Genomic DNA, 19,158 nt, shown 5'->3' on the forward strand with positions numbered 1-19,158 from the left:
GCCTCAGTGGCGTCAGCGTTCTATGGAAGCGATTCGCTGACGGGTCAGTTCGAATCGGCGTTGTTGCTCTGACGACGCACTTCTCCGATCAACCACACGCCCATGAATCCAAGCGAAGACAGGCCGAAATAGATCAGTACCCAACGCAGAACCCGATCGGGATCAGCCGCTGCGCTGGCAAGCAGCTCAGCGGTTTTGGCAAGCAAGTTGTCCATCAGTTCTGAAGATCGGGGATCAGCGTGAGTTGGCGGACCGGCGATTCTTCGCTGACGAATCCCCAGGCTTCAAACACCGTGGGATCGGGATGGGTGATGCGCTGCTCCGTTCCATGCCGTTCCAGCTGGAACCCTTCGCTGGACATGCGCCGCATCAAACTTGCTGACTCCTCAAAGCGGGCAGCCATCGCCTCGAGGCTAGAACAGTCAGCTGTGAGACCGGATTCACGCCAGGTGAAATAGGCCATCCTGCCTTGATGCCTCGAAAGCATGACTTTAAGGGATGTGAGCCGAAGAAAGCTTTCGTGCTGGATGTAGAAATCTCCTCAGTTCAGGATTTTTAGTTCACGCCTCCTTCCATTTGGCGGGCTGTGTTGTGGTCATCTTCTGATCTTTAAAACGTCACTTGTTTCTGCTAGTTGACGATCAATCTTTCGAAAAAGATATTGATTTTGTGTGTTACGAATTCAAGTTCGACTCATTGACGATCTGAACGGCTTCATCATTGAGATCTTTCCAAAAATGATGTTTCCCAGGATTTGATCGAAGATCAACGCTTAGGGATGCAGCACCAGCCCCAGAAGCACAAGACCTGCTGTGACCAGCCAGAACGTTGGTACAACGCTTCGTTCATCGGTGCCTCCCAGCTCAAAATGATGATGGAGTGGCGCCATTCGGAACACGCGCCTGCCCTGTCCATCAGGCCCTTTCGTGGCCTTGAACACCCAAACCTGGATGATCACGGAGAGCGATTCCGCTACGAAGACGCCTCCCATCACCAGCAGGGGCCAAAGACTGTTGGACAACAGGGCGACACCACTGAGGGCTGCCCCCATCGCCAGGGATCCCGTGTCTCCCATAAACGCTCGAGCCGGGTTTCGGTTGTGCACGAGAAATCCCAGCCACGCCCCGGCCATGGTCATGCAGAAACCAGCTAGGGCGGGATCTCCGCTGTCTCCTCGCAGCATTAGCTGAAGCGCCAGACCCGTAAACACCAGTGCTCCACAACCGCTTGCCAGACCATCCAGGCCATCGGTGAGGTTGGTGGCATTGCTCTCTGCCATTACAACAAACAATCCCAAAGGCCAGATCAGGATCCCCAGCGGCAGTTCAAGGCCAAAGGGCAAGGCAATGCTGCTATTGATCCAGCCCTGCCAGGCGGCGATGACGAGAAAGACAAGGGCCGCAAGGGCCTGCAGTAGCAATTTCCCTCGTGCTGTCAGACCTGTGTTCGTGTGTTTGGTGAGGCTGCTCCAGTCATCCACCCCGCCGATCAGCATGAATGCCAACGTCAGCGAAGCCAGGCTGAGCAGTTGTTGCGATGCTACGGGGTCCCGTGTAATCAAGCTGCCGAGAATGACTCCGACAGGAACCACGAGCAGTCCCCCCATCGTTGGCGTTCCCGCTTTGCTCCGATGGGATTCCGGTCCTTCATCTCGGATGAACTGCCCCATCTTCAAGCGACGCAGAAGCGGAATGCCCAAAGCTGCCGCAGTCGTTGCGCAGACCGTTGAAATCAACAGAGGCAGGCTCAGCTGCGAATTGGGAATCCATTTGTCGGCTGTAAAGCTGCTCGCCAAGACCACCAGCATCAGCAAGCTGGCAGTAATCGAGCCCTTCTCCCACCAAGGACGATGGATCGAATCCGTGGATTGCAAAGCAGCACTGGACTGGTCGCTGGGACCCTAGATGAGTCGCTCAGTGACGACCAGTCAGTGATTGGGGGATGTCAGTCTTCCCACTGCTCCTCATTCTGCTCGTCATCCTTGTTGTAATCCTCTTTCTCACCCATGAGCGCCGAGAGTTCTTCCTCTTCGACAGTGCTCACTTCGGGCGAACCGGATTCTTCGTCGGCGACGAGACGGCCGCTGGTTTCCAGCCAGGACAGGAGATCGGGCTCCTCTCGCAGGGGCAGCACGGGTGCTGGGTCACGGCGCCCGTAGCGGGTGAGGGACGGGTTGACGCTGTCCAGGGCGTTTAAATCAACCAGATCGCTCATGCAGGGACGGACACAGGCCAATCAACCAAGATAGACCACGTGCTGTTTTCGAGCTCCAGCTGAATAAACCTGCGCTTCTGGTTGTCCTGTGGGGTCTGGCTCTGATGATCAGTGCTGGCTTGCACTGGTGGGGTCTGCAGCGGCCTGAACCGTTGCAGACCTCCTGGATCCTTGCGCTGCTCCTGGTCTTTTCTCCGGCTGCGGTGTTGGGTGCATGGCTGCTTGTGACCTCACATCAGGATGCGGCCGGCGAGACGAGAGAATCAGAGGAGTGTGATCAGGAGACCCATTGATGGGCCGCGCCAAGAAGGTGGTACTCGCCTATTCCGGGGGAGTGGATACCAGTGTCTGCATCCCGTACCTCAAGCAGGAATGGGGCGTGGAGGATGTGATCACATTTGCTGCAGATCTCGGCCAGGGCGATGAGCTGGAACCGATTCGTCAGAAAGCGCTCGATGCCGGTGCCAGTCAGTCGCTGGTGGGAGATCTGATCGAGCCGTTCATCAAGGATTTCGCTTTTCCGGCGATTCGTGCCAATGCCCTGTACGAAGGCCGTTACCCCCTCTCCACCGCTCTGGCCAGGCCTCTGATCGCCAAGCGCCTTGTCGAGGTGGCCCGGGAAGTGGGTGCTGATGCTGTCGCCCATGGCTGCACAGGCAAGGGCAACGACCAGGTGCGTTTTGATGTGGCTATCGCAGCGCTTGCCCCTGATCTCAAGGTCCTCACCCCCGCCCGTGAGTGGGGCATGAGCCGAGAGGAGACCATCGCTTACGGCGAACGCTTTGGGATGCCCGCCCCGGTGAGCAAGAAATCGCCCTACTCAATTGATCTGAATCTGCTCGGCCGCAGCATCGAGGCTGGACCTCTGGAAGATCCGATGGTGGCTCCGCCGGAAGAGGTCTTCGCGATGACTCGATCGGTGGAGGCTGCTCCCGACGCCTCAGAAGAGATCGAGATTGCTTTTGAAGCGGGCAATCCTGTTGCGATCAATGGGCAGCGTCTGGATCCCGTGGCGTTGATCCGTGAAGCCAACCGTTTGGCGGGAACCCACGGCATTGGTCGTCTCGACATGATCGAGAACCGGGTGGTGGGAATCAAATCCCGGGAGATCTATGAAACGCCGGGGCTGTTGCTTCTGATCCAGGCCCACCAGGAACTGGAAAGCCTGACCCTGGCCGCCGATGTTCTGCGCAGCAAGCGGCAATTGGAGATGCAGTGGGCTGACCTGGTTTACCAAGGTCTTTGGTATGGCCCCCTCAAGGATGCTCTTGACGGCTTCATGGATCGCACCCAGACCTACGTCAATGGTGTCGTTCGTCTCCGGCTCCACAAGGGAACAGCCACGGTCACCGGTCGCGGCTCGGCGGACAGCAGTCTTTACGTCCCAGAGATGGCGTCCTACGGCAGTGAGGATCAGTTTGACCACCGCGCTGCGGAGGGCTTCATTTACGTCTGGGGTCTGCCAACCCGACTCTGGTCAGCATCCCACCGACTTTCAGGCTGAGGGGCGCTGTGTCTTGAGAAACCCTGGTAGTTGGAAGCGGGGGAAGCGCAGGACGTTTCCCCTTTCCGTCGGTTTCGGGGTTGCCTCGAGCCAGTTGGGATGCCCGCTTGCATCGGCCAACAAGCGATAGCGCTCGATTAACGGTTCCAAGCGCTGTTGAAACTTCCGCTCGAACAGATCGGGCAGTTCATCGAGCAATGCTTCATAGGTCTCAACCTGCTGCTCGAGGTCCGCGATCCTTCGCAGATAAACACTCGATGGATCAGAAGGTTTAACCGGTTGGGTCCACTGGGGCTCTGGTGCCTGATGTTGCTGTTCCGAGGGATTCATAGGCGGACGCTATCGCCCGCCCACGGATCACACAATGCTGATCAGTCAGCTGATGCAGCTGCAGCTGTAGCTGTTTCGGCTTGCTGTTGCTGAGCCGCTTCACTACCAGGCATCACCCGAGGGGCGGGAAGGGGACCTTCCTGCTTCACGGTCAGGTAGCGGATCACGTCCTCACTGAGGCGCATGGCCTTCTCGAGAACAGCAACGTGCTGGCCATCGCCATTATGGCTCAGCTGCACGTAGATGCCTTCCTTGTGCTTGGCAATCGGATAGGCCAAGCGGCGCTTGCCGCGCATCTGGTTGTCCAGCACATCAGCACCGGCTTCCACGAGCATGTCGCGGTACTTGGTGACATGGCTTTCGACCTCCTCTTCCGGAATGTCCGGACGGAGGATGTACATGGTTTCGTAGTACGGATCGTGCGTCATGGGCAGCTCCAACGGGGCTTCAGGCTCACCGGAGTGAGCGACGGATCCAACACCTTATCCCCTGGTGTGCCCCTCCACCTTCAGTAGAGCTGCATGCGCACGGCTTGGCTGAGGCCTGGCAGATCCGGTTCACGCCCTCGCCAGCACTCCACAAGAGCGAACACCAGAATGGCCAGCACCGCGATCACGATCGTGCTGGAAAGGGTGCTCAGCAGCAAGCTGCCTCCAGCAATTGGTTGGAGCAGGATCCCAAAGGCAAAGCTCAGAACAACGATCACGATGTCTGTGAGCAAGGCCTGCAGAGTGTTGAATCGCAGGAAGTAGGGAACGGCTGGATTCCGAACCACCGCCAGAAAAAGCACGAAGAACAGCAGCAGGCCACCAAAAGGCACCCCCACCCTCAGTTGGATCAGAGGCACTGCTGGAACGATCAGCAGTCTGAGCAAAGGGATTTGGTTAAACACACCGTCAGCCCCGAGGCCAAAGGGAATGGCGTCACTCCAGGGGAGCAGGTACACCAGCGGTGCGAGTAGCCGCTGCCAGAGGGGAATCTGCACGGTGGGGCTAGGACTTACTGCGACGTTAGGTCGCAAGAGCAGTCTCGGCGGCGCTTCGCATCGCTTCGGTTGGAACGTCGTTTCGACCACTCCAGAGCCGCAGCGAGGCAGCGCCCTGCTGCACCAGCATCTCGAGGCCATCGATGCATCGATGGCCCCGTTGTTGCCCAGTTGCGAGCCAGCTGGTCGGCCTTGGTGTGTAGATCAGGTCGTACAAAACCGCCTTTGGGCTCAGCCCTGACCAGAGTTCCGCACCCAGGGGCATTGCTTTGGGGTCACCGTGCTGTGCCATTCCCACCGGGGTCGTGTTCACCACGAGAGCTGCTTGGGCGACGGCTTCTTTGAGCTGGGGCGCGTTCTCGAGGCAGGCCGTTAAAGGGGCATTGTCTTGTTGCAGATCGGTGTTAAAGGCCTGCAAGGCTTCGCTTCGTCGTCCCACCACGGTGATTGTGTTCAGCTTCAGGCTTTGCAGGCCGGCGACCACCGCACGGGCCGATCCGCCGCAGCCGATCACTACGGCATCGCGTCCGGCCCAGTCTTCGTTGGCACCAAGTGGTGCCAGAAAGCCCTCCACGTCGGTGTTGGTGCCGTACCAGCCACCATCGACCCCTGGGACCAGGGTGTTGACGGCACCAAGTCGCCGCGCCAGAGGGCTCAGCTCATCACAGAGTTCAGCGATGGCCTGCTTGTGCGGGATGGTGACGTTGAGGCCCTGGCAGCCAACGGCTCTGAGACCCTGCAACACCAAACCAAGGCTCTCGCTTTCGCAAGGAAGGGCCAGGTAGCGCCAGTTGAGCCCCATTGATTCGAGGGCTGCGTTGTGCATCACCGGCGAAAGCGAGTGGCGCACTGGATTGCCGAGCAGGCCCAAAAGGCTGGTGCCGCCGTTGATCATTGCCAGGGCCGGATCGCTCCACCAGCCTGCCTGTTCGGGAACCACACCTCGCCTGTCACCGGGTCTGATGTGGAGGATGAGCCCATTCAAATCACCATCTCAGGAGGTGGGCAACGATGGGAAAGGTTGTCGGCATTGACCTTGGCACCACGAACAGCTGTGTTTCCGTGATGGAGGGCGGCAAGCCCACCGTGATCGCAAACGCCGAGGGCTTCCGCACGACGCCCTCCGTGGTTGCTTACACCAAGAACCAGGATCAGTTGGTGGGTCAGATCGCCAAACGTCAGGCGGTGATGAACCCGGACAACACGTTCTATTCCGTCAAGCGCTTCATTGGCCGTCGTGTCGATGAGGTGAACGAGGAATCGAAGGAGGTGAGCTACGGCGTTGAGAAGGCCGGCTCCAACGTGAAGGTGAAGTGCCCGGTTCTCGAAAAGCAATTCGCACCTGAGGAGGTCTCAGCGCAGGTGTTGCGCAAGTTGTCTGAGGATGCCGGAAAGTATCTCGGTGAAACCGTCACCCAGGCGGTGATCACGGTTCCCGCCTACTTCAACGATTCCCAGCGCCAGGCCACCAAGGACGCCGGCAAGATCGCTGGTCTTGAGGTGCTGCGCATCATCAACGAGCCCACCGCTGCGGCTCTGGCCTATGGCCTCGACAAGAAGAGCAATGAGCGCATCTTGGTCTTCGACCTCGGCGGAGGCACCTTCGACGTTTCCGTTCTGGAAGTCGGCGACGGCGTGTTCGAGGTGCTCTCCACCGCCGGTGACACCCACCTCGGCGGTGACGATTTTGACAAGGTGATCGTGGATCACCTGGCCGAGACCTTCAAATCCAACGAAGGCATTGATCTTCGTCAGGACAAGCAGGCTCTGCAGCGTCTGACCGAGGCCGCTGAAAAAGCCAAGGTTGAGCTGTCCAATGCCACTCAGAGCGAGATCAACCTCCCCTTCATCACGGCCACGCCTGAGGGTCCGAAGCACCTAGACCTCACCTTGACCCGCGCCAAGTTCGAGGAACTGGCCTCCAAGCTGATTGATCGTTGTGCCATGCCCGTGGAGCAGGCGCTCAAGGACGCCAAGCTCTCTTCCGGTGAGCTGGACGAGATCGTGATGGTGGGTGGTTCCACCCGCATCCCGGCTGTGCTGGAACTGGTCAAGCGCATCACCGGTAAAGATCCCAACCAGACGGTGAATCCCGACGAGGTGGTGGCTGTTGGAGCTGCCATCCAGGGCGGTGTGCTGGCCGGAGAGGTGAAGGACATCCTTCTTCTCGACGTCACGCCCCTCTCTCTGGGTGTGGAGACCCTCGGCGGTGTGATGACCAAGATGATCACCCGCAACACCACGGTTCCCACCAAGAAGACAGAGACCTACTCCACGGCTGTGGATGGTCAGACCAATGTGGAGATTCACGTGCTCCAGGGTGAGCGCGAGATGGCATCCGACAACAAGTCGCTCGGAACCTTCCGTCTTGATGGCATTCCTCCAGCACCCCGCGGCGTGCCTCAAATCGAGGTGACCTTCGACATCGATGCCAACGGCATCCTCAGCGTCACCGCTAAGGACAAAGGCAGCGGCAAGGAGCAGTCCATCTCGATCACCGGTGCGTCGACCCTGTCGGATACCGAAGTCGACAAGATGGTGAAGGACGCCGAGGCCAATGCCAGCGCTGACAAGGAGAAGCGCGAGAAGATCGACCTCAAGAACCAGGCTGAAACCCTCGTTTATCAAGCTGAAAAGCAGATGGGCGAACTGGGCGACAAAGTCGATGCTGACGCCAAGGCGAAGCTGGAGGAGAAGCGCCTCAAGCTCAAGGAAGCCACTGAGAAAGACGACTACGACGCGATGAAGACCCTGCTGGAGGAACTGCAGCAGGAGCTCTACACCGTTGGTGCTTCCGTCTATCAGCAGGAGGGTGCTGCAGCGGGCGGCGGAGCTCCTGGTGCTGATGCCGGTGCTGGTGCTGGTGCCGGTGCTAACGCCGGTGGTGGTGACGCCAGCGACGACGTCATCGACGCGGAGTTCACCGAGACCAAGTGATCGGTTGATCCATCGACGCGTTAGGGCCCTGCGGGGCCCTTTTTTATGGCTGCTCGAGTGCAGCGGCAACCCACTCCGCTGTGGCAGGTGCGAGCAGTACGCCATTGCGGTAATGCCCGCTGGCAAGAATCAGTCCAGGTTCCAGCTCCTCTAGTAGGGGTGCCGGGCGGTCCATGGGGCGGGCTCGCAGGCCCTTCCACTGGTCGACCACGGTGGCTGTGCGCAGCCATTCCGGTGCTCGCCCATTCAGGCTGCGCATCAGGGTCATGGGGGCTGCGCCAGCGCAATCACCCGGTTCCACGGTGGCCCCAAGCAGCAAGCACCCGGGTGATGTGGGAATCAGGTTGAAGCCCTGATCCACCAGCACTGAGGGCCAGTTGGTCCAGCTTGTTGGCCCCGTCGTTAGCTGGAGTGACAGAGCCTGGCCCAACACCGGCGTCATCGCTCGGGCGTGGCCCAGGGGTTCCAGCAGAGCATCCGTGGTCAGTGCTGTGGACAGCACAACGACGTCATGGATTGTGCTCTCACCGTCGGATCGATGCACACTCCACTGGTTGTTGTTGCGCTCCAGGTGGACCACTGCTGTGGTGGTCTGCTCCACGCTCTGTTCCTTCAGAGCCTCTCGCAGAGCTTGCTGAAGCAGCAGCGGGTCGATTCGACCGTCGTGACGCGAGTGGAGCCCACCATGGGTGGCTGTCGGCCAGACCTTGTTCAGCGCTTCTTTGGAGACTATTTCCAGGCCTAGGTCGATGCGTTGGCTAGCAAGCCACTCCATCCGTTCAGCCGCTTGTTCGTCCTCGGCGATTTGCAATAAGCCCAGATGCAGCTTGAGCTCAGGCTGGTGCGTTTGTAGCGCTCCGATCCATTGCGGCCAGAGCTCCATGCTCCGGCGGCGAAGCCTCCAGCCCCGCCCGCTGCTGCGGCGAAACACATGTCCCATCAGCACCCCAAGAGAGGCTGACGTGCCACTGAGATCGTTTGCCGATCCCTGGCGATGAACGGGGTCGTTCAGGCGAGGGTCGTAAACAGAGACATGATGACCTCGTTGGGCCAGATGCCAGGCGGTGCTGAGGCCAACGGCTCCAGCACCAATGACACCGATGGAGCGGGTCAGCTGAGGGCCTCAGCAGGGATCAGATCGCTGTAGGCGTCAAATCCGGCTGCGACGGCGCTGTAGGACTTCTGCATGCGGCTGAAATCCTGCAGACGCGCTGCCTCATCAAGATCGGCCATGGCTTCCTTCAAGGAGCGGGCCACCTTGTCGGCCGCTTTGCGGTCGCTCTTATCCAAGCGCTGGTTGATGTACAGCATTTCCCGGCCCACTTCCTGCATGGGGCCATGGATGAGGTTGCGAGTGAACACCCAGTCTTCTTCACTCACCAGCCGGGCTAGATCAGGCAGACGAGACTTGGTGGCTTCAAATGCTGCGGCCTGGCGGCGGATCACCCCCAAATCATCAGGATTGATGCCGGCAGCATCGACAGCAGCCGGGGCCATCAGACCCATGCTCAACGCGACGCAGAGGCAGAAAGCAGCCAGGCGTCTCAGAGCCTTCAGCATGGTGATCAAAAATTTTCTGCGACTTTAACCAGCCCCTCCTGCGCGGGAGAATTTGTTTTTCAAAGGTTGTTGTGAGTGACGCCACGGTCATCCTCCAGATGATCTGTCCCGACCGCCCGGGCTTGGTCAGCGAATTAGCGGGTTGGGTGGCAGCCAATGGCGGCAGCATTCGCCATGCCGATCACCACACCGACGCCGGAGCAGGGTTGTTTCTCAGCCGGATCGAATGGCAGCTCAAGGGTTTCGGCATTCCCCGGGATGCCCTGCCCGAGGCAGCTCAGGCCCTAGGAGAGCAGCTTGGTGGTGAGGCACAGCTCCACTTCTCAGACGCCTTTCCCCGCGTGGCGATCTTTGCCAGCAAGCAGAGCCATTGTTTGCAGGATCTGCTTTGGCGTGTCCAAAGCGGAGAGCTGCCGATGCAGGTTCCCTTGGTCATCGCCAATCATCCGGATCTGGAACCCCTGTGTGCGTCGTTCGAGATTCCTTTTATTTATGTGCCTGTCAGAAAGGATGCCAAGGCCGAAGCGGAGCACCGAATCTTGCAGCTGCTTGAGGAGAACGCCGTTGAACTTGCGGTGCTGGCCAAATACATGCAGGTTCTTAGTTCGGAGTTTCTCGAGCGATTTCCACAGGTCATCAACATTCACCATTCCTTCCTTCCAGCGTTCAAGGGCGCGCAGCCTTACCACCGGGCCTGGGACCGTGGGGTCAAGCTCATCGGTGCCACAGCGCATTACGTCACTGAGGATCTGGATGATGGTCCGATCATTGAGCAAACCACGGTTCCCGTCAGCCACCGGGATGAGGTGGAGGATCTGATCCGCAAGGGCCGTGACACCGAACGCCTTGCTCTGGCGCGGGCCCTTCGCTTGCATCTGCGCCGTCAGGTGATGGTTTACCGAGGACGCACCGCCGTTTTTGCATGACGTCTCATCGCGGCGGTCAGGCGTTCCAGCTCGGCCTTTTTCTGCTTCCCTCCAGTGCTCTGCTCTCGGGCATCTGTCTCCTTGTGGCTTGTGTCAGCGGAAGTCGTGGCAGGGATTGTCCTGTTTGGCAGGACCGCTGGACGCAACCGTTTCTTGTCGCTTCCCTGTTGATGCTGGTGGGGTCCCTGGTGGCCGAAACAGGATCCCTTGCCTGGGCTGGGTTGGCCAATTGGTTGCCATTTTTCTGGGCTTTCTGGGCCTTTCGGCCCCATCTCGCCAGCGAACGGCAGCGCCGCCAGGCGGCTTGGATGTTGCTGGCCGGAACCTTGCCGGTGCTGCTGACCGGCCTGGGGCAAATGTTTCTGGGTTGGCAGGGTCCCTGGCAACTTGGAGGCGGCGCCATCATCTGGTTCGTTGCCCCCGGTGGCCAGCCGCAAGGGCGGCTTTCGGCCCTGTTTGATTACGCCAACATGGCGGGAGCCTGGCTCGGGGTGGTTTGGCCTTTGATGCTGGCAGCTGTGCTGCGACCGGATGGGTGGATGCGGCGTGGTGCGGCTTTGTTGCTCACGCTTTCGACGGTTGTTGCTGTTTTGCTCACCCAGTCGCGCAATGCCATGGGAGCACTGGCCTTGGCGATTCCCTTCGTTCTGGGACCGATGCAGTGGTTCTGGTTGCTCCCTCTCCTGTTGTTGTTGGCCTCTCCGTTGTTCTTGGTGGTGCTGCCCGGTGTCCCCCCTGGATGGCGTCAACTGGGCATGGCTGTGGTGCCGGAGCCGATTCTCGATCGGCTTCTGGAGCGGGGAGGGCCCACCGCGTGGAAACACACCCGTCTGGGCCAGTGGGGGTATGCCTTGGAGTTGGTTGCGGCCCGTCCCTGGCTCGGCTGGGGGGCAGCCGCGTTCAGCGTGCTTTATCCGATTTATGCGGCCAAGCGTTGGCATGGCCATTCCCACAATCTCCCGCTGGAGTTGGCGATCAGCCACGGCCTTCCGGTGATGGTGTTGATTGTCGGAACGGTGCTCCTGTTGCTGGTTGTGGCCCTGCGAAAGGGGATCCTGCAAAAAGCACCGATGGAACGGGCCTGGTGGACCGCCACGCTTGTGCTGGTGGCGATGCATGCCACCGACCTGCCGTTTTTCGACAGTCGCCTCAATATTCTCGGCTGGACGCTGTTGGCGGGTTTGGCTGCCTTTAACCAGGAGGTTGCGCAGACACCTGATCCAAGGCCTGATCGTGATGGTCCCGCAGCGTCGTCGGAGCTAGGGGGCCCCTGAGGTGGGTCCAGGGCAGGATCCGTGAGGCCTCCCATGGTTCGTGGATCACTGCACTCCATTGCGGCGGCGGCGGCAGGGCTGGCCCTGGCATTGGTTGGAGCTCACCGTTGAGAGCAGCCCGGTAGGTCTTTTTCCAGCCGCCCATGCTGTTGCGGTCTTCGCCAACGGCCGCGATCACCGGGGCCAGGCGACGGTCGCTGCGGGAGAGCAGGGCCTGAATCACGCTCCATCCATAGCTCTCCGGTCGGAACTCGATTCCCTTCGGTTTCAACCTTTTGGCCAGGCGTTTGAGGCGCTTCTCAGCTTCCGGTCTGACCCCTTGCCACTGGAAGGGGGTCTGGGCTTTGGGTACAAAGGTGCTCACCCCCAGGGTGAAGCGCAGTCCGGCTGTTCCTTTTTTGAGAGCCAGCAGGAGATCTGCCGTTGCTTCGACGTCGTCATCCGATTCCGTCGGCAAGCCCACCATCCCGTAGAGCTTGAGACTCGAGAGGCCGCCTTGTTTGGCATGTCGGGCCGCCTCATGGATGGCCTCCGTGGTGAGTTTTTTGTTCACCACCTCGCGCATCCGTTCACTGCCGCTTTCGATGGCGATGGTCAGGGAGCGGCTGCCCCGTTTGGCCAGGATCCGACCCAAATCCGGGGTCACGGTGGCTGCTCTCACCGAGCTAACGCTGACGCGGGTGTCATCGAAACGGTCCTGATCCAGCCAGTGGAGGAGGTCGGCGAACTGGGGATGCTGGGTGACGGAAGCACCCAACAGGCCAAGGCGTTTGGTGGCTTCCAGGCCTTTCTCCACGGCTGGGATCAGACCGTCATCCAACGACGGCGTCCGGAACGGAAGGGTCAGGTAGCTGGCCAGACAGAACCTGCAAAGTTCAGGGCAACTGCGCACCACCTCCACCATGTGGATGTCGGGCCAAGCGGCCTCAGGGGTGACCACCGTTGAGTGACTGAGGGTGTTGCCTCGCCAGGTCTGCTTTTCGACGAGGGCCGGAACTGTTGGATCAATCGGTTCGATGCCGATCAGCTCGCCGTCTGGGTCGTATTGCGGGGCATACAGCGACGGCACGTATACCCCTGGAACCTGAGCCAGGTGTCGGAGTCGTTCCGCCCGCGATGCCTGCCGGCAGCTCTGCAGAGCGTCGATGAAGGCGGGCAGCAGAAGTTCGCCGTCTCCGAGCAGCACGGCATCAAAGAACGGTGCCAGGGGTTCGGGGTTGGCCGTGAGCACCGGTCCGCCGCCGAACACGATGGGGTCCTCATCTCCCCGCTCCAGGGCCCAGACCGGAATCCGTTGGTTCTGCAGTAGCTCCGGCAGCACAGGGCCGTCGAGTTCCCAGCTCAGGGAGAGCCCGAACAGATCGCAATGGCGGGGCAAGGGATCGTGCTGGTCCGTGAACAGTCGCCGAACGTCCACATCACTGCGCTGCGCCAATGTGGCCCAGACGATCTGATAACCCAGGCTTGTGATCCCCACGGAATAGGAGCTGGGAAAGGCCAACACGGCCTGCAGGGCTCCGGGCTCAGGTAAGGCCGGCTCAAACAGCAGTGTTTCCTGGTTCAGAGTGGATCTCCTGAAGGGCCTTTGGCTGGTGTGGGGGCTTCAAACGGTCGGCGGTGACGGTTCAAGCGCAGTTGCATTCGGTCTTCGGAGGCCAGCTCCATACCCATCTGGCGCTCGTAGATGGAATCCGGATTGAACAACCGGGCCACCAGGAAACTGGTGAGGCAGGCCACCAGGATGGGCTTGAGGATGAGCAGATCCTTGGTGAGCGCAAACGCCAGGAACATGGCTGATATCGGGGTTCGCGAACAGCCGGCAACGAAGGCACCCATGCCAGCGAAAACGTAAGTGGTGGGAACGTGGCCGGTGAGGGCCTCAACGCCAATGCCGCCGGCCAAACCAATGGCTCCTCCCAGCGTCAGCATCGGCATGAACAGTCCCCCCGGTGCTCCTGAGCCCGCCGCCAGACCGGTACTGAAGAACAGCACCACAAAGCTGGCGAGGGCCAGGCTGATGTCGGCCTTGCCGGCTCCGATCAGGTGCTTCAGCTCGCTGGGGTTGTGGAAGGCGTCGGGCAGGGCCGCATAGACGCAGCCCAGCACGAGTCCGCTCAGGGTCATGCGCAGAATCAGCCGGTCACCGAACCAACGGTTGCCCTGCCGCTGCATGGTGAGCACGTAGCGGGTGTACAGCTCCGCCAGCACGCCGATCACCACGCCGAGAGCGATCAGGTACAGCAGATCGACAGGCAGGAAGCGCACTAGGGGGGTGTATTCCCGCTCCAGTTGAAAACCGATGGTGCTGTTCAACCCACTGCCCCCAGGGTTGAGACCGAGAAAGCCGAGCACATCTGCCAGGGTGTCGGCCGAGAAGGTGGTGATGATCACCAGCAACAGGACCACGGGCCTAGCGGAGTGGAGCAGCTCCTCGATGGCGTAGATGAATCCGCCGATGGGAGCGCTGAACACGGCGGCAATGCCTGCTCCGCCGCCTGCAGCGACAATCACTCGCCGAAAGGCCACCGGTGCCCGAAGCCAGCGGGACATCTGCCAGGCAACGGAGCCGCCCATCTGCACAGCTGGGCCTTCTGGGCCTAGAGGGAAGCCTGAGCCGATGGCAATGATGCCGGCCACGAGCTTCACCAGGCCCACCCGAAGCCCCATCGGTACCGACCTGTGGCGCAGGAAACCCATGATGTGGGTGATCCCCGCTCCGCCAGCTGCTGGAGACAGGTTGGTGATCAGCCAGGCGGAGACCATGCCCCCGATGGCGCCGAGGGCGGGGAGCACCACCCAGGCAGGAAATTCATCGAGCAGATCAAGCCGCCAGTCCCGCAGCAGGTTGATGCCGCTGGTAAACAGCAGGCCGGTGATGGCTGCTCCGAGTCCAGTGAGCGCCAGAGCCAGGACCACCACCAGCCAGCGGCGCTCCAACAACCTCCTGATGCTCCGGCTGGAGCCCAGGAGGTGGCGTCGTTGTTTGGGTTCGCTCAGGGCTGGCACAGATGAGGTGATTAGGGATCAGGCCTGAGCCAGAACAGTTGCTTCGTCGTCAGCACTGACCACACGCCCCTGGTCTTCAAAACCGCTGATCTGATCGAAGTTCAGATAGCGGTAGAGCTCGTCGGAGAGGGGATCAATTTTCTCGGCCGCGATGCTGCTGTACTCCTCCGGGGTGGGGATTCGACCCAGCTGGGCGCAGACAGCGGCCAGTTCTGCGCTTCCCAGGTACACCTGAGCACCTTTGCCCAGGCGATTGTTGAAGTTGCGGGTGCTGGTGGAGAACACGGTGGTGTTGTCCTCCACGCGGGCCTGGTTGCCCATGCAAAGGGAGCAGCCCGGCATCTCCATGCGGGACCCTGCGGCCTCGAAGGTGGTGTAGTAGCCCTCGGCTTTCAGGGTTTCCTCGTCCATTCGAGTCGGGGGGCAGACCCAGAGGCGCGCCGTGTTCTGACCGGCGCCTTCCAGCACTTTCGCCGCGGCTCGGTAATGACCGATGTTGGTCATGCAGGAGCCGATGAAAACCTCCTGTACCGGGTCACCGGCCACCTCGCTGAGCAACTTCACGTTGTCGGGGTCATTGGGGCAGGCCACCACGGGTTCGGTGAGCTCGTTCAGATTGATTTCCAGTACTTCGGCGTATTCAGCGTCAGGGTCGGCGCTCATCAGCTGCGGGTTTGCCAGCCAGGCCTCCATCTCCTTGATTCGGCGGGCAAGGGTGCGGGCATCGCTGTAGCCGCGGGCGATCATGTTCTTAAGCAGCGCCACATTGCTGCGCAGGTATTCGCTCACTGTGTCTTCTGAGAGCTTGATGGTGCAGCCGGCGCAGGAGCGCTCGGCGCTGGCATCGGTGAGTTCGAAGGCTTGCTCTAGCTTTAAGTCGGGGAGACCTTCGATTTCCATGATCCGGCCATTGAACAGGTTTTTCTTGTTGGCCTTTTCAACGGTGAGTAGCCCCCGCTGAATGGCCACCCAGGGGATGGCATTCACCACATCCCGGAGGGTGACGCCGGGTTGCAATGACCCGCTGAAGCGCACCAGCACGGATTCCGGCATGTCCAGCGGCATGGCGCCGATGGCGGCCGCAAAGGCCACAACCCCGGAGCCTCCTGGGAAGGAAATGCCGAGGGGGAAGCGGGTGTGGCTGTCGCCGCCGGTGCCGACGGTGTCGGGGAGGAGCATCCGGTTCAGCCAGCTGTGGATGATGCCGTCACCCGGCCGCAGAGCCACGCCACCGCGTTGGGCGAAGAAGTCGGGCAAGTCCTTTTGGGTCTGCAGATCCACCGGCTTCGGATAGGCGGCGGTGTGGCAGAAGCTCTGCATCACTAGGTCGGAGGAAAAGCCCAGGCAGGCCAGTTCCTTCATTTCGTCCCGTGTCATCGGGCCGGTGGTGTCTTGGGAGCCGACGGTGGTCATCAGCGGCTCGCAGCTGGTGCCGGGTCGGACGCCGGCGAGGCCGCAGGCTTTGCCCACCATTTTCTGAGCCAGGGTGAAGCCCTTGCCTGTGTCCGCCGGTGCCGAGGGGCGGATGAACAGTTCCGAAGGGCTGAGGCCAAGCTTGGTGCGTATCTTGTCGGTGAGGGCGCGACCGATCATCAGGGGGATGCGACCGCCGGCCCGCACCTCGTCGCTAATCGTGGTGGGCTTGAGCTCGAACCGACTCACCACGGTGCCGTCGCGTTCGATCGTGCCGGCATTGGGTCGGATCGTGATGACATCACCGGTGTTCAGTTCACTGACATCGCATTCGATCGGTAGGGCGCCGGAGTCCTCGGCGGTGTTGAAGAAGATCGGGGCGATCTTGCCGCCAAGAATCACGCCACCGGCCCGTTTGTTGGGCACATGGGGAATGTCATTGCCGGTGTGCCACAGCACCGAGTTGATGGCGCTCTTTCGGGAGCTTCCTGTTCCCACCACGTCACCGACGTAAGCCACGGGATTGCCCTTGTCTTTCAGGGTCGCGATCGTTTTCAGACCCTCTGGATCCCGGGTTTCGAGCATCGCCAGGGCATGGAGAGGGATATCCGGCCGGGTAGTGGCGTGGGTGGCCGGCGAGAGATCGTCTGTGTTGGTTTCGCCCTCGACCTTGAACACCGTGACGGTGATGCTGTCGGCCAGTTCCGGCTTGCAGGTGAACCACTCGGCTGCGGCCCAGCTGTCCACAACTTGTTGGGCAAAGCGGTTGTCTGCCGCTAGATCCATCACTTCGTTGAACGCGTCGTAAACAAGCAGCGTTCGACTGAGTCCCTCAGCAGCACAGCCGGCCAGTGCAGCGTCAGGGTTCTTCAGCAGCTCGATCAGGGCGGCCACGTTGTATCCACCCACCATCGTCCCCAGCAGGCGCGTGGCTTCGAGCGGTGACACCAGGGGACTGGTGGCTTGTCCCTGGGCCACGGCGCTGAGCCATGTGGCCTTCACGTAAGCGGCTTCATCCACACCCGGGGGGATCCGGTCGCTGAGCAGGTGCATCAGGAACGCTTCTTCGCCGGCAGGAGGGTTCTGCAGCAGTTCGGTCAGTCCCTGGGTCTGCTCGGCGTTGAGCGGAAGAGCGGGAACGCCCTGGGCTTCCCGGGCGGCGGCCAGCTCGCGGTAAGCGCTCAGCATGGAGATCTCTGTTCAGGGACGAACACCATTCTTCCGGACCGTGTCTGTTGACAGTGAGCGGGGTGCGTAGCCTTGGTCGGACTCTCGCGTCCACTCATGGCCACCACCTCCGATTTGCATGTGGTGGAGACACGTCCCCTGGTTGCCCCTGCGGTGTTGCATCAGGAGCTGCCCATTGATGTGGCGGCACTCGAGACCGTGGCGTCCGCCCGCCAGCGCATCCAGGACATTCTCAGCGGTCGTGATGACCGCTTGCTGGTGGTGGTGGGTCCCTGCTCCGTTCACGATGTCAAAGCAGCCCGTGAGTATGCCCAGCGTTTGGCACCCATCCGTGAGCGCCTGAAGGATCAGTTGGATGTGGTGATGAGGGTGTACTTCGAGAAGCCCCGGACCACGGTCGGTTGGAAGGGGTTGATCAACGATCCCCATCTCGATGATTCCTATGACATCAACACGGGTTTGCGTCGGGCCAGGGGATTGCTGCTGGATCTCGCCCGTGAGGGAATGCCTGCTGCAACGGAACTGCTCGATCCAGTGGTCCCGCAGTACATCGCTGATCTGATCAGCTGGACCGCGATCGGTGCAAGGACGACGGAGAGTCAGACCCACCGTGAAATGGCGTCAGGTTTGTCGATGCCGATCGGCTACAAAAACAGCACGAATGGCAGCGTCATCATCGCGATCAATGCCATGCAGGCTGCCTCGAAGCCGCACCATTTTCTCGGCATCAATCGTGAGGGTCATGCCTCTATCGTCAGCACCACGGGTAACCCCTATGGACATCTCGTGCTGCGCGGAGGCAGCCCAGGCAGCAACTACCACCTGGAGGCCGTGCAGGCGGCCGCGGCGGAGTTGAGCCAGGCCGGTCTGCAGGACCGTCTGATGGTGGATTGCAGCCATGCCAACAGCAACAAAGATTTCCGGCGGCAGGCGGAGGTGCTGGCCAGCGTTGCCGAGCAGTTGCGGAGTGGCTCCAATCACGTGATGGGCGTCATGATTGAGAGCCATCTGGTGGAAGGCAATCAGAAGCTCAGCTCCGACTTGTCGCAGCTGACCTACGGCCAGAGCGTCACGGATGCCTGTATCAGCCTCGAGACCACCGAAGCGTTGCTGGATGATCTGGCCGCGGCCGTTGCCAGTCGCAAACAGACGGTCACTGCTTGAGATCAGACCACCAGTCGACTCCACAGAATGCCAACGCTGAGGGGAACGCTGAGGTTGTCGAGTCCGCGCCAGCTGAGCTGTTCCAGGCCGGTTGCGATGGCCACCATGCTGAAGGCTGCTTGCAGGGGCAGGTCAGCTCCCGACCATCGGGCCAGTCCGATCAGCACCAGGCCCGTGACACCTGCCATGGTCATGGTGCCAACGGTTGACTTGGTCTGACCGAAGAGCTCCCATTTCGGTGAGTCGACGCCCCTGCCGATCAACCCTGCTAACCCATCTCCCAGTGCCATCACGAGAACCCCTACGGAAACGGCATCGGCTCGGGTTGGCCAGAACAGCAGAAGCAGCGTTGTGATCGCTATTCCGTAGGCGATTGTGCCGTAGCTGTTGCGATTCACATCCTCAACGGCGGGGATGAAGCGCCATTGGTGGTTGATCGCCGTAGCAAGAGTGATCACCATCGCAACTGGGATGGCGACAACGAAAGGAATCTGAAAGACCCAGGCCATCGGAACCACGGCTCCGGTTCCGATGTGCACAATTTTTCGACTGAGTTCCCGTTGGTTCGGACGAAGGCGACGACACAACACGGCTCCCGCTGTCACCATCGCCATCCAGCAGAGGATGGCGATGGGTCCGGTGAAGGAAAGCAAGTTG

Annotated in this window: 20 protein-coding genes; 6 read left to right on the forward strand and 14 right to left on the reverse strand. The window is 60.7% G+C overall.

Annotated elements, in window-relative coordinates:
- Positions 1-44: 44 nt before the first annotated feature.
- The 4 genes from FZZ88_RS03960 to FZZ88_RS03975 form a co-directional block, all read right to left on the reverse strand.
- On the reverse strand, positions 45-215 hold the full coding sequence (locus tag FZZ88_RS03960; RefSeq protein ID WP_166016066.1) for a hypothetical protein: 171 nt from the start codon (positions 213-215) through the stop codon (positions 45-47).
- A complete protein-coding gene (locus tag FZZ88_RS03965; protein WP_166016068.1) occupies positions 215-463 on the reverse strand; it encodes a hypothetical protein in 249 nt (82 codons plus the stop codon). The genes FZZ88_RS03960 and FZZ88_RS03965 overlap by 1 nt, the downstream gene beginning before the upstream one ends.
- A 309-nt stretch (positions 464-772) precedes the next feature.
- Positions 773-1,807, reverse strand: coding sequence for a phospho-N-acetylmuramoyl-pentapeptide-transferase (mraY, locus tag FZZ88_RS03970; RefSeq protein ID WP_226423609.1), 1,035 nt, complete (start codon positions 1,805-1,807; stop codon positions 773-775).
- A gap of 137 nt (positions 1,808-1,944) precedes the next feature.
- A complete protein-coding gene (locus FZZ88_RS03975) occupies positions 1,945-2,214 on the reverse strand; it encodes a DUF3134 domain-containing protein (protein ID WP_115024694.1) in 270 nt (89 codons plus the stop codon).
- 104 nt (positions 2,215-2,318) lie between these two features.
- Here FZZ88_RS03975 and FZZ88_RS03980 point away from each other — a divergent pair, with 104 nt between their 5' ends.
- Both FZZ88_RS03980 and FZZ88_RS03985 read left to right on the forward strand, forming a co-directional pair.
- Positions 2,319-2,507, forward strand: a complete 189-nt coding sequence (locus tag FZZ88_RS03980; RefSeq protein ID WP_166015584.1) for a hypothetical protein — start codon at positions 2,319-2,321, stop codon at positions 2,505-2,507.
- Complete coding sequence (locus FZZ88_RS03985) at positions 2,507-3,718, forward strand: argininosuccinate synthase (RefSeq protein ID WP_166016072.1); 1,212 nt, start codon at positions 2,507-2,509, stop codon at positions 3,716-3,718. Before FZZ88_RS03980 ends, FZZ88_RS03985 begins: the two co-directional genes overlap by 1 nt.
- On the opposite strand, the gene FZZ88_RS03990 is transcribed toward FZZ88_RS03985, so the two are convergent.
- From FZZ88_RS03990 to FZZ88_RS04005, 4 genes are all read right to left on the reverse strand, one after another.
- Positions 3,710-4,048, reverse strand: a complete 339-nt coding sequence (locus tag FZZ88_RS03990) for a hypothetical protein (RefSeq protein WP_166016074.1) — start codon at positions 4,046-4,048, stop codon at positions 3,710-3,712. The genes FZZ88_RS03985 and FZZ88_RS03990 overlap by 9 nt on opposite strands.
- A 41-nt stretch (positions 4,049-4,089) precedes the next feature.
- A complete protein-coding gene (gene rpsF / locus FZZ88_RS03995) occupies positions 4,090-4,476 on the reverse strand; it encodes a 30S ribosomal protein S6 (RefSeq protein WP_115025022.1) in 387 nt (128 codons plus the stop codon).
- 80 nt (positions 4,477-4,556) lie between these two features.
- Complete coding sequence (locus FZZ88_RS04000) at positions 4,557-5,033, reverse strand: Tic20 family protein (protein WP_166016463.1); 477 nt, start codon at positions 5,031-5,033, stop codon at positions 4,557-4,559.
- A 25-nt stretch (positions 5,034-5,058) separates the two neighbouring features.
- A complete protein-coding gene (locus tag FZZ88_RS04005) occupies positions 5,059-5,928 on the reverse strand; it encodes a shikimate dehydrogenase (protein WP_166016462.1) in 870 nt (289 codons plus the stop codon).
- Positions 5,929-6,044: 116 nt separating this feature from the next.
- On the opposite strand from FZZ88_RS04005, the gene dnaK reads away from it, so the two are divergent.
- Entirely contained in the window at positions 6,045-7,970 is a 1,926-nt protein-coding gene (gene dnaK / locus FZZ88_RS04010) for a molecular chaperone DnaK (protein WP_166016076.1), read from the forward strand.
- Positions 7,971-8,013: 43 nt separating this feature from the next.
- On the opposite strand, the gene FZZ88_RS04015 is transcribed toward dnaK, so the two are convergent.
- Both FZZ88_RS04015 and psbQ read right to left on the reverse strand, forming a co-directional pair.
- The gene (locus tag FZZ88_RS04015; protein ID WP_166016464.1) at positions 8,014-9,084 is read right to left on the reverse strand and encodes an FAD-binding oxidoreductase; all 1,071 of its coding nucleotides are present in this window, start codon (positions 9,082-9,084) and stop codon (positions 8,014-8,016) included.
- A complete protein-coding gene (psbQ, locus tag FZZ88_RS04020; protein WP_115024687.1) occupies positions 9,081-9,530 on the reverse strand; it encodes a photosystem II protein PsbQ in 450 nt (149 codons plus the stop codon). The genes FZZ88_RS04015 and psbQ overlap by 4 nt, the downstream gene beginning before the upstream one ends.
- 71 nt (positions 9,531-9,601) lie before the next feature.
- On the opposite strand from psbQ, the gene purU reads away from it, so the two are divergent.
- On the forward strand, positions 9,602-10,456 hold the full coding sequence (gene purU, locus FZZ88_RS04025) for a formyltetrahydrofolate deformylase (RefSeq protein WP_166016078.1): 855 nt from the start codon (positions 9,602-9,604) through the stop codon (positions 10,454-10,456).
- Positions 10,453-11,730, forward strand: a complete 1,278-nt coding sequence (locus tag FZZ88_RS04030) for an O-antigen ligase (protein ID WP_166016080.1) — start codon at positions 10,453-10,455, stop codon at positions 11,728-11,730. Before purU ends, FZZ88_RS04030 begins: the two co-directional genes overlap by 4 nt.
- Here FZZ88_RS04030 and FZZ88_RS04035 read toward each other — a convergent pair.
- Genes FZZ88_RS04035 through acnB form a run of 3 tightly spaced genes read right to left on the reverse strand, consistent with a single transcriptional unit; the run spans position 11,648 to position 17,337 of the window.
- Positions 11,648-13,234 carry a radical SAM protein gene (locus tag FZZ88_RS04035; RefSeq protein ID WP_226423597.1) on the reverse strand — a complete coding sequence of 529 codons (1,587 nt, stop codon included), beginning with the start codon at positions 13,232-13,234 and terminating at the stop codon, positions 11,648-11,650. The genes FZZ88_RS04030 and FZZ88_RS04035 overlap by 83 nt on opposite strands.
- A 56-nt stretch (positions 13,235-13,290) precedes the next feature.
- A complete protein-coding gene (locus FZZ88_RS04040) occupies positions 13,291-14,736 on the reverse strand; it encodes a ClC family H(+)/Cl(-) exchange transporter (RefSeq protein WP_166016082.1) in 1,446 nt (481 codons plus the stop codon).
- A gap of 18 nt (positions 14,737-14,754) precedes the next feature.
- Positions 14,755-17,337, reverse strand: coding sequence for a bifunctional aconitate hydratase 2/2-methylisocitrate dehydratase (gene acnB, locus FZZ88_RS04045; protein WP_166016084.1), 2,583 nt, complete (start codon positions 17,335-17,337; stop codon positions 14,755-14,757).
- A 96-nt stretch (positions 17,338-17,433) separates the two neighbouring features.
- Between acnB and FZZ88_RS04050 the strand changes: the two genes are divergently transcribed.
- Complete coding sequence (locus FZZ88_RS04050) at positions 17,434-18,501, forward strand: 3-deoxy-7-phosphoheptulonate synthase (protein WP_166016087.1); 1,068 nt, start codon at positions 17,434-17,436, stop codon at positions 18,499-18,501.
- Between the two features lie 2 nt (positions 18,502-18,503).
- Here FZZ88_RS04050 and FZZ88_RS04055 read toward each other — a convergent pair whose 3' ends face one another.
- The gene (locus tag FZZ88_RS04055) at positions 18,504-19,154 is read right to left on the reverse strand and encodes a diacylglycerol/polyprenol kinase family protein (protein WP_166016089.1); all 651 of its coding nucleotides are present in this window, start codon (positions 19,152-19,154) and stop codon (positions 18,504-18,506) included.
- Positions 19,155-19,158 lie beyond the last annotated feature (4 nt).

This window comes from Synechococcus sp. PH41509, from assembly GCF_020514285.1.
In the GTDB taxonomy this organism is placed as follows: Bacteria; Cyanobacteriota; Cyanobacteriia; order PCC-6307; family Cyanobiaceae; genus Parasynechococcus.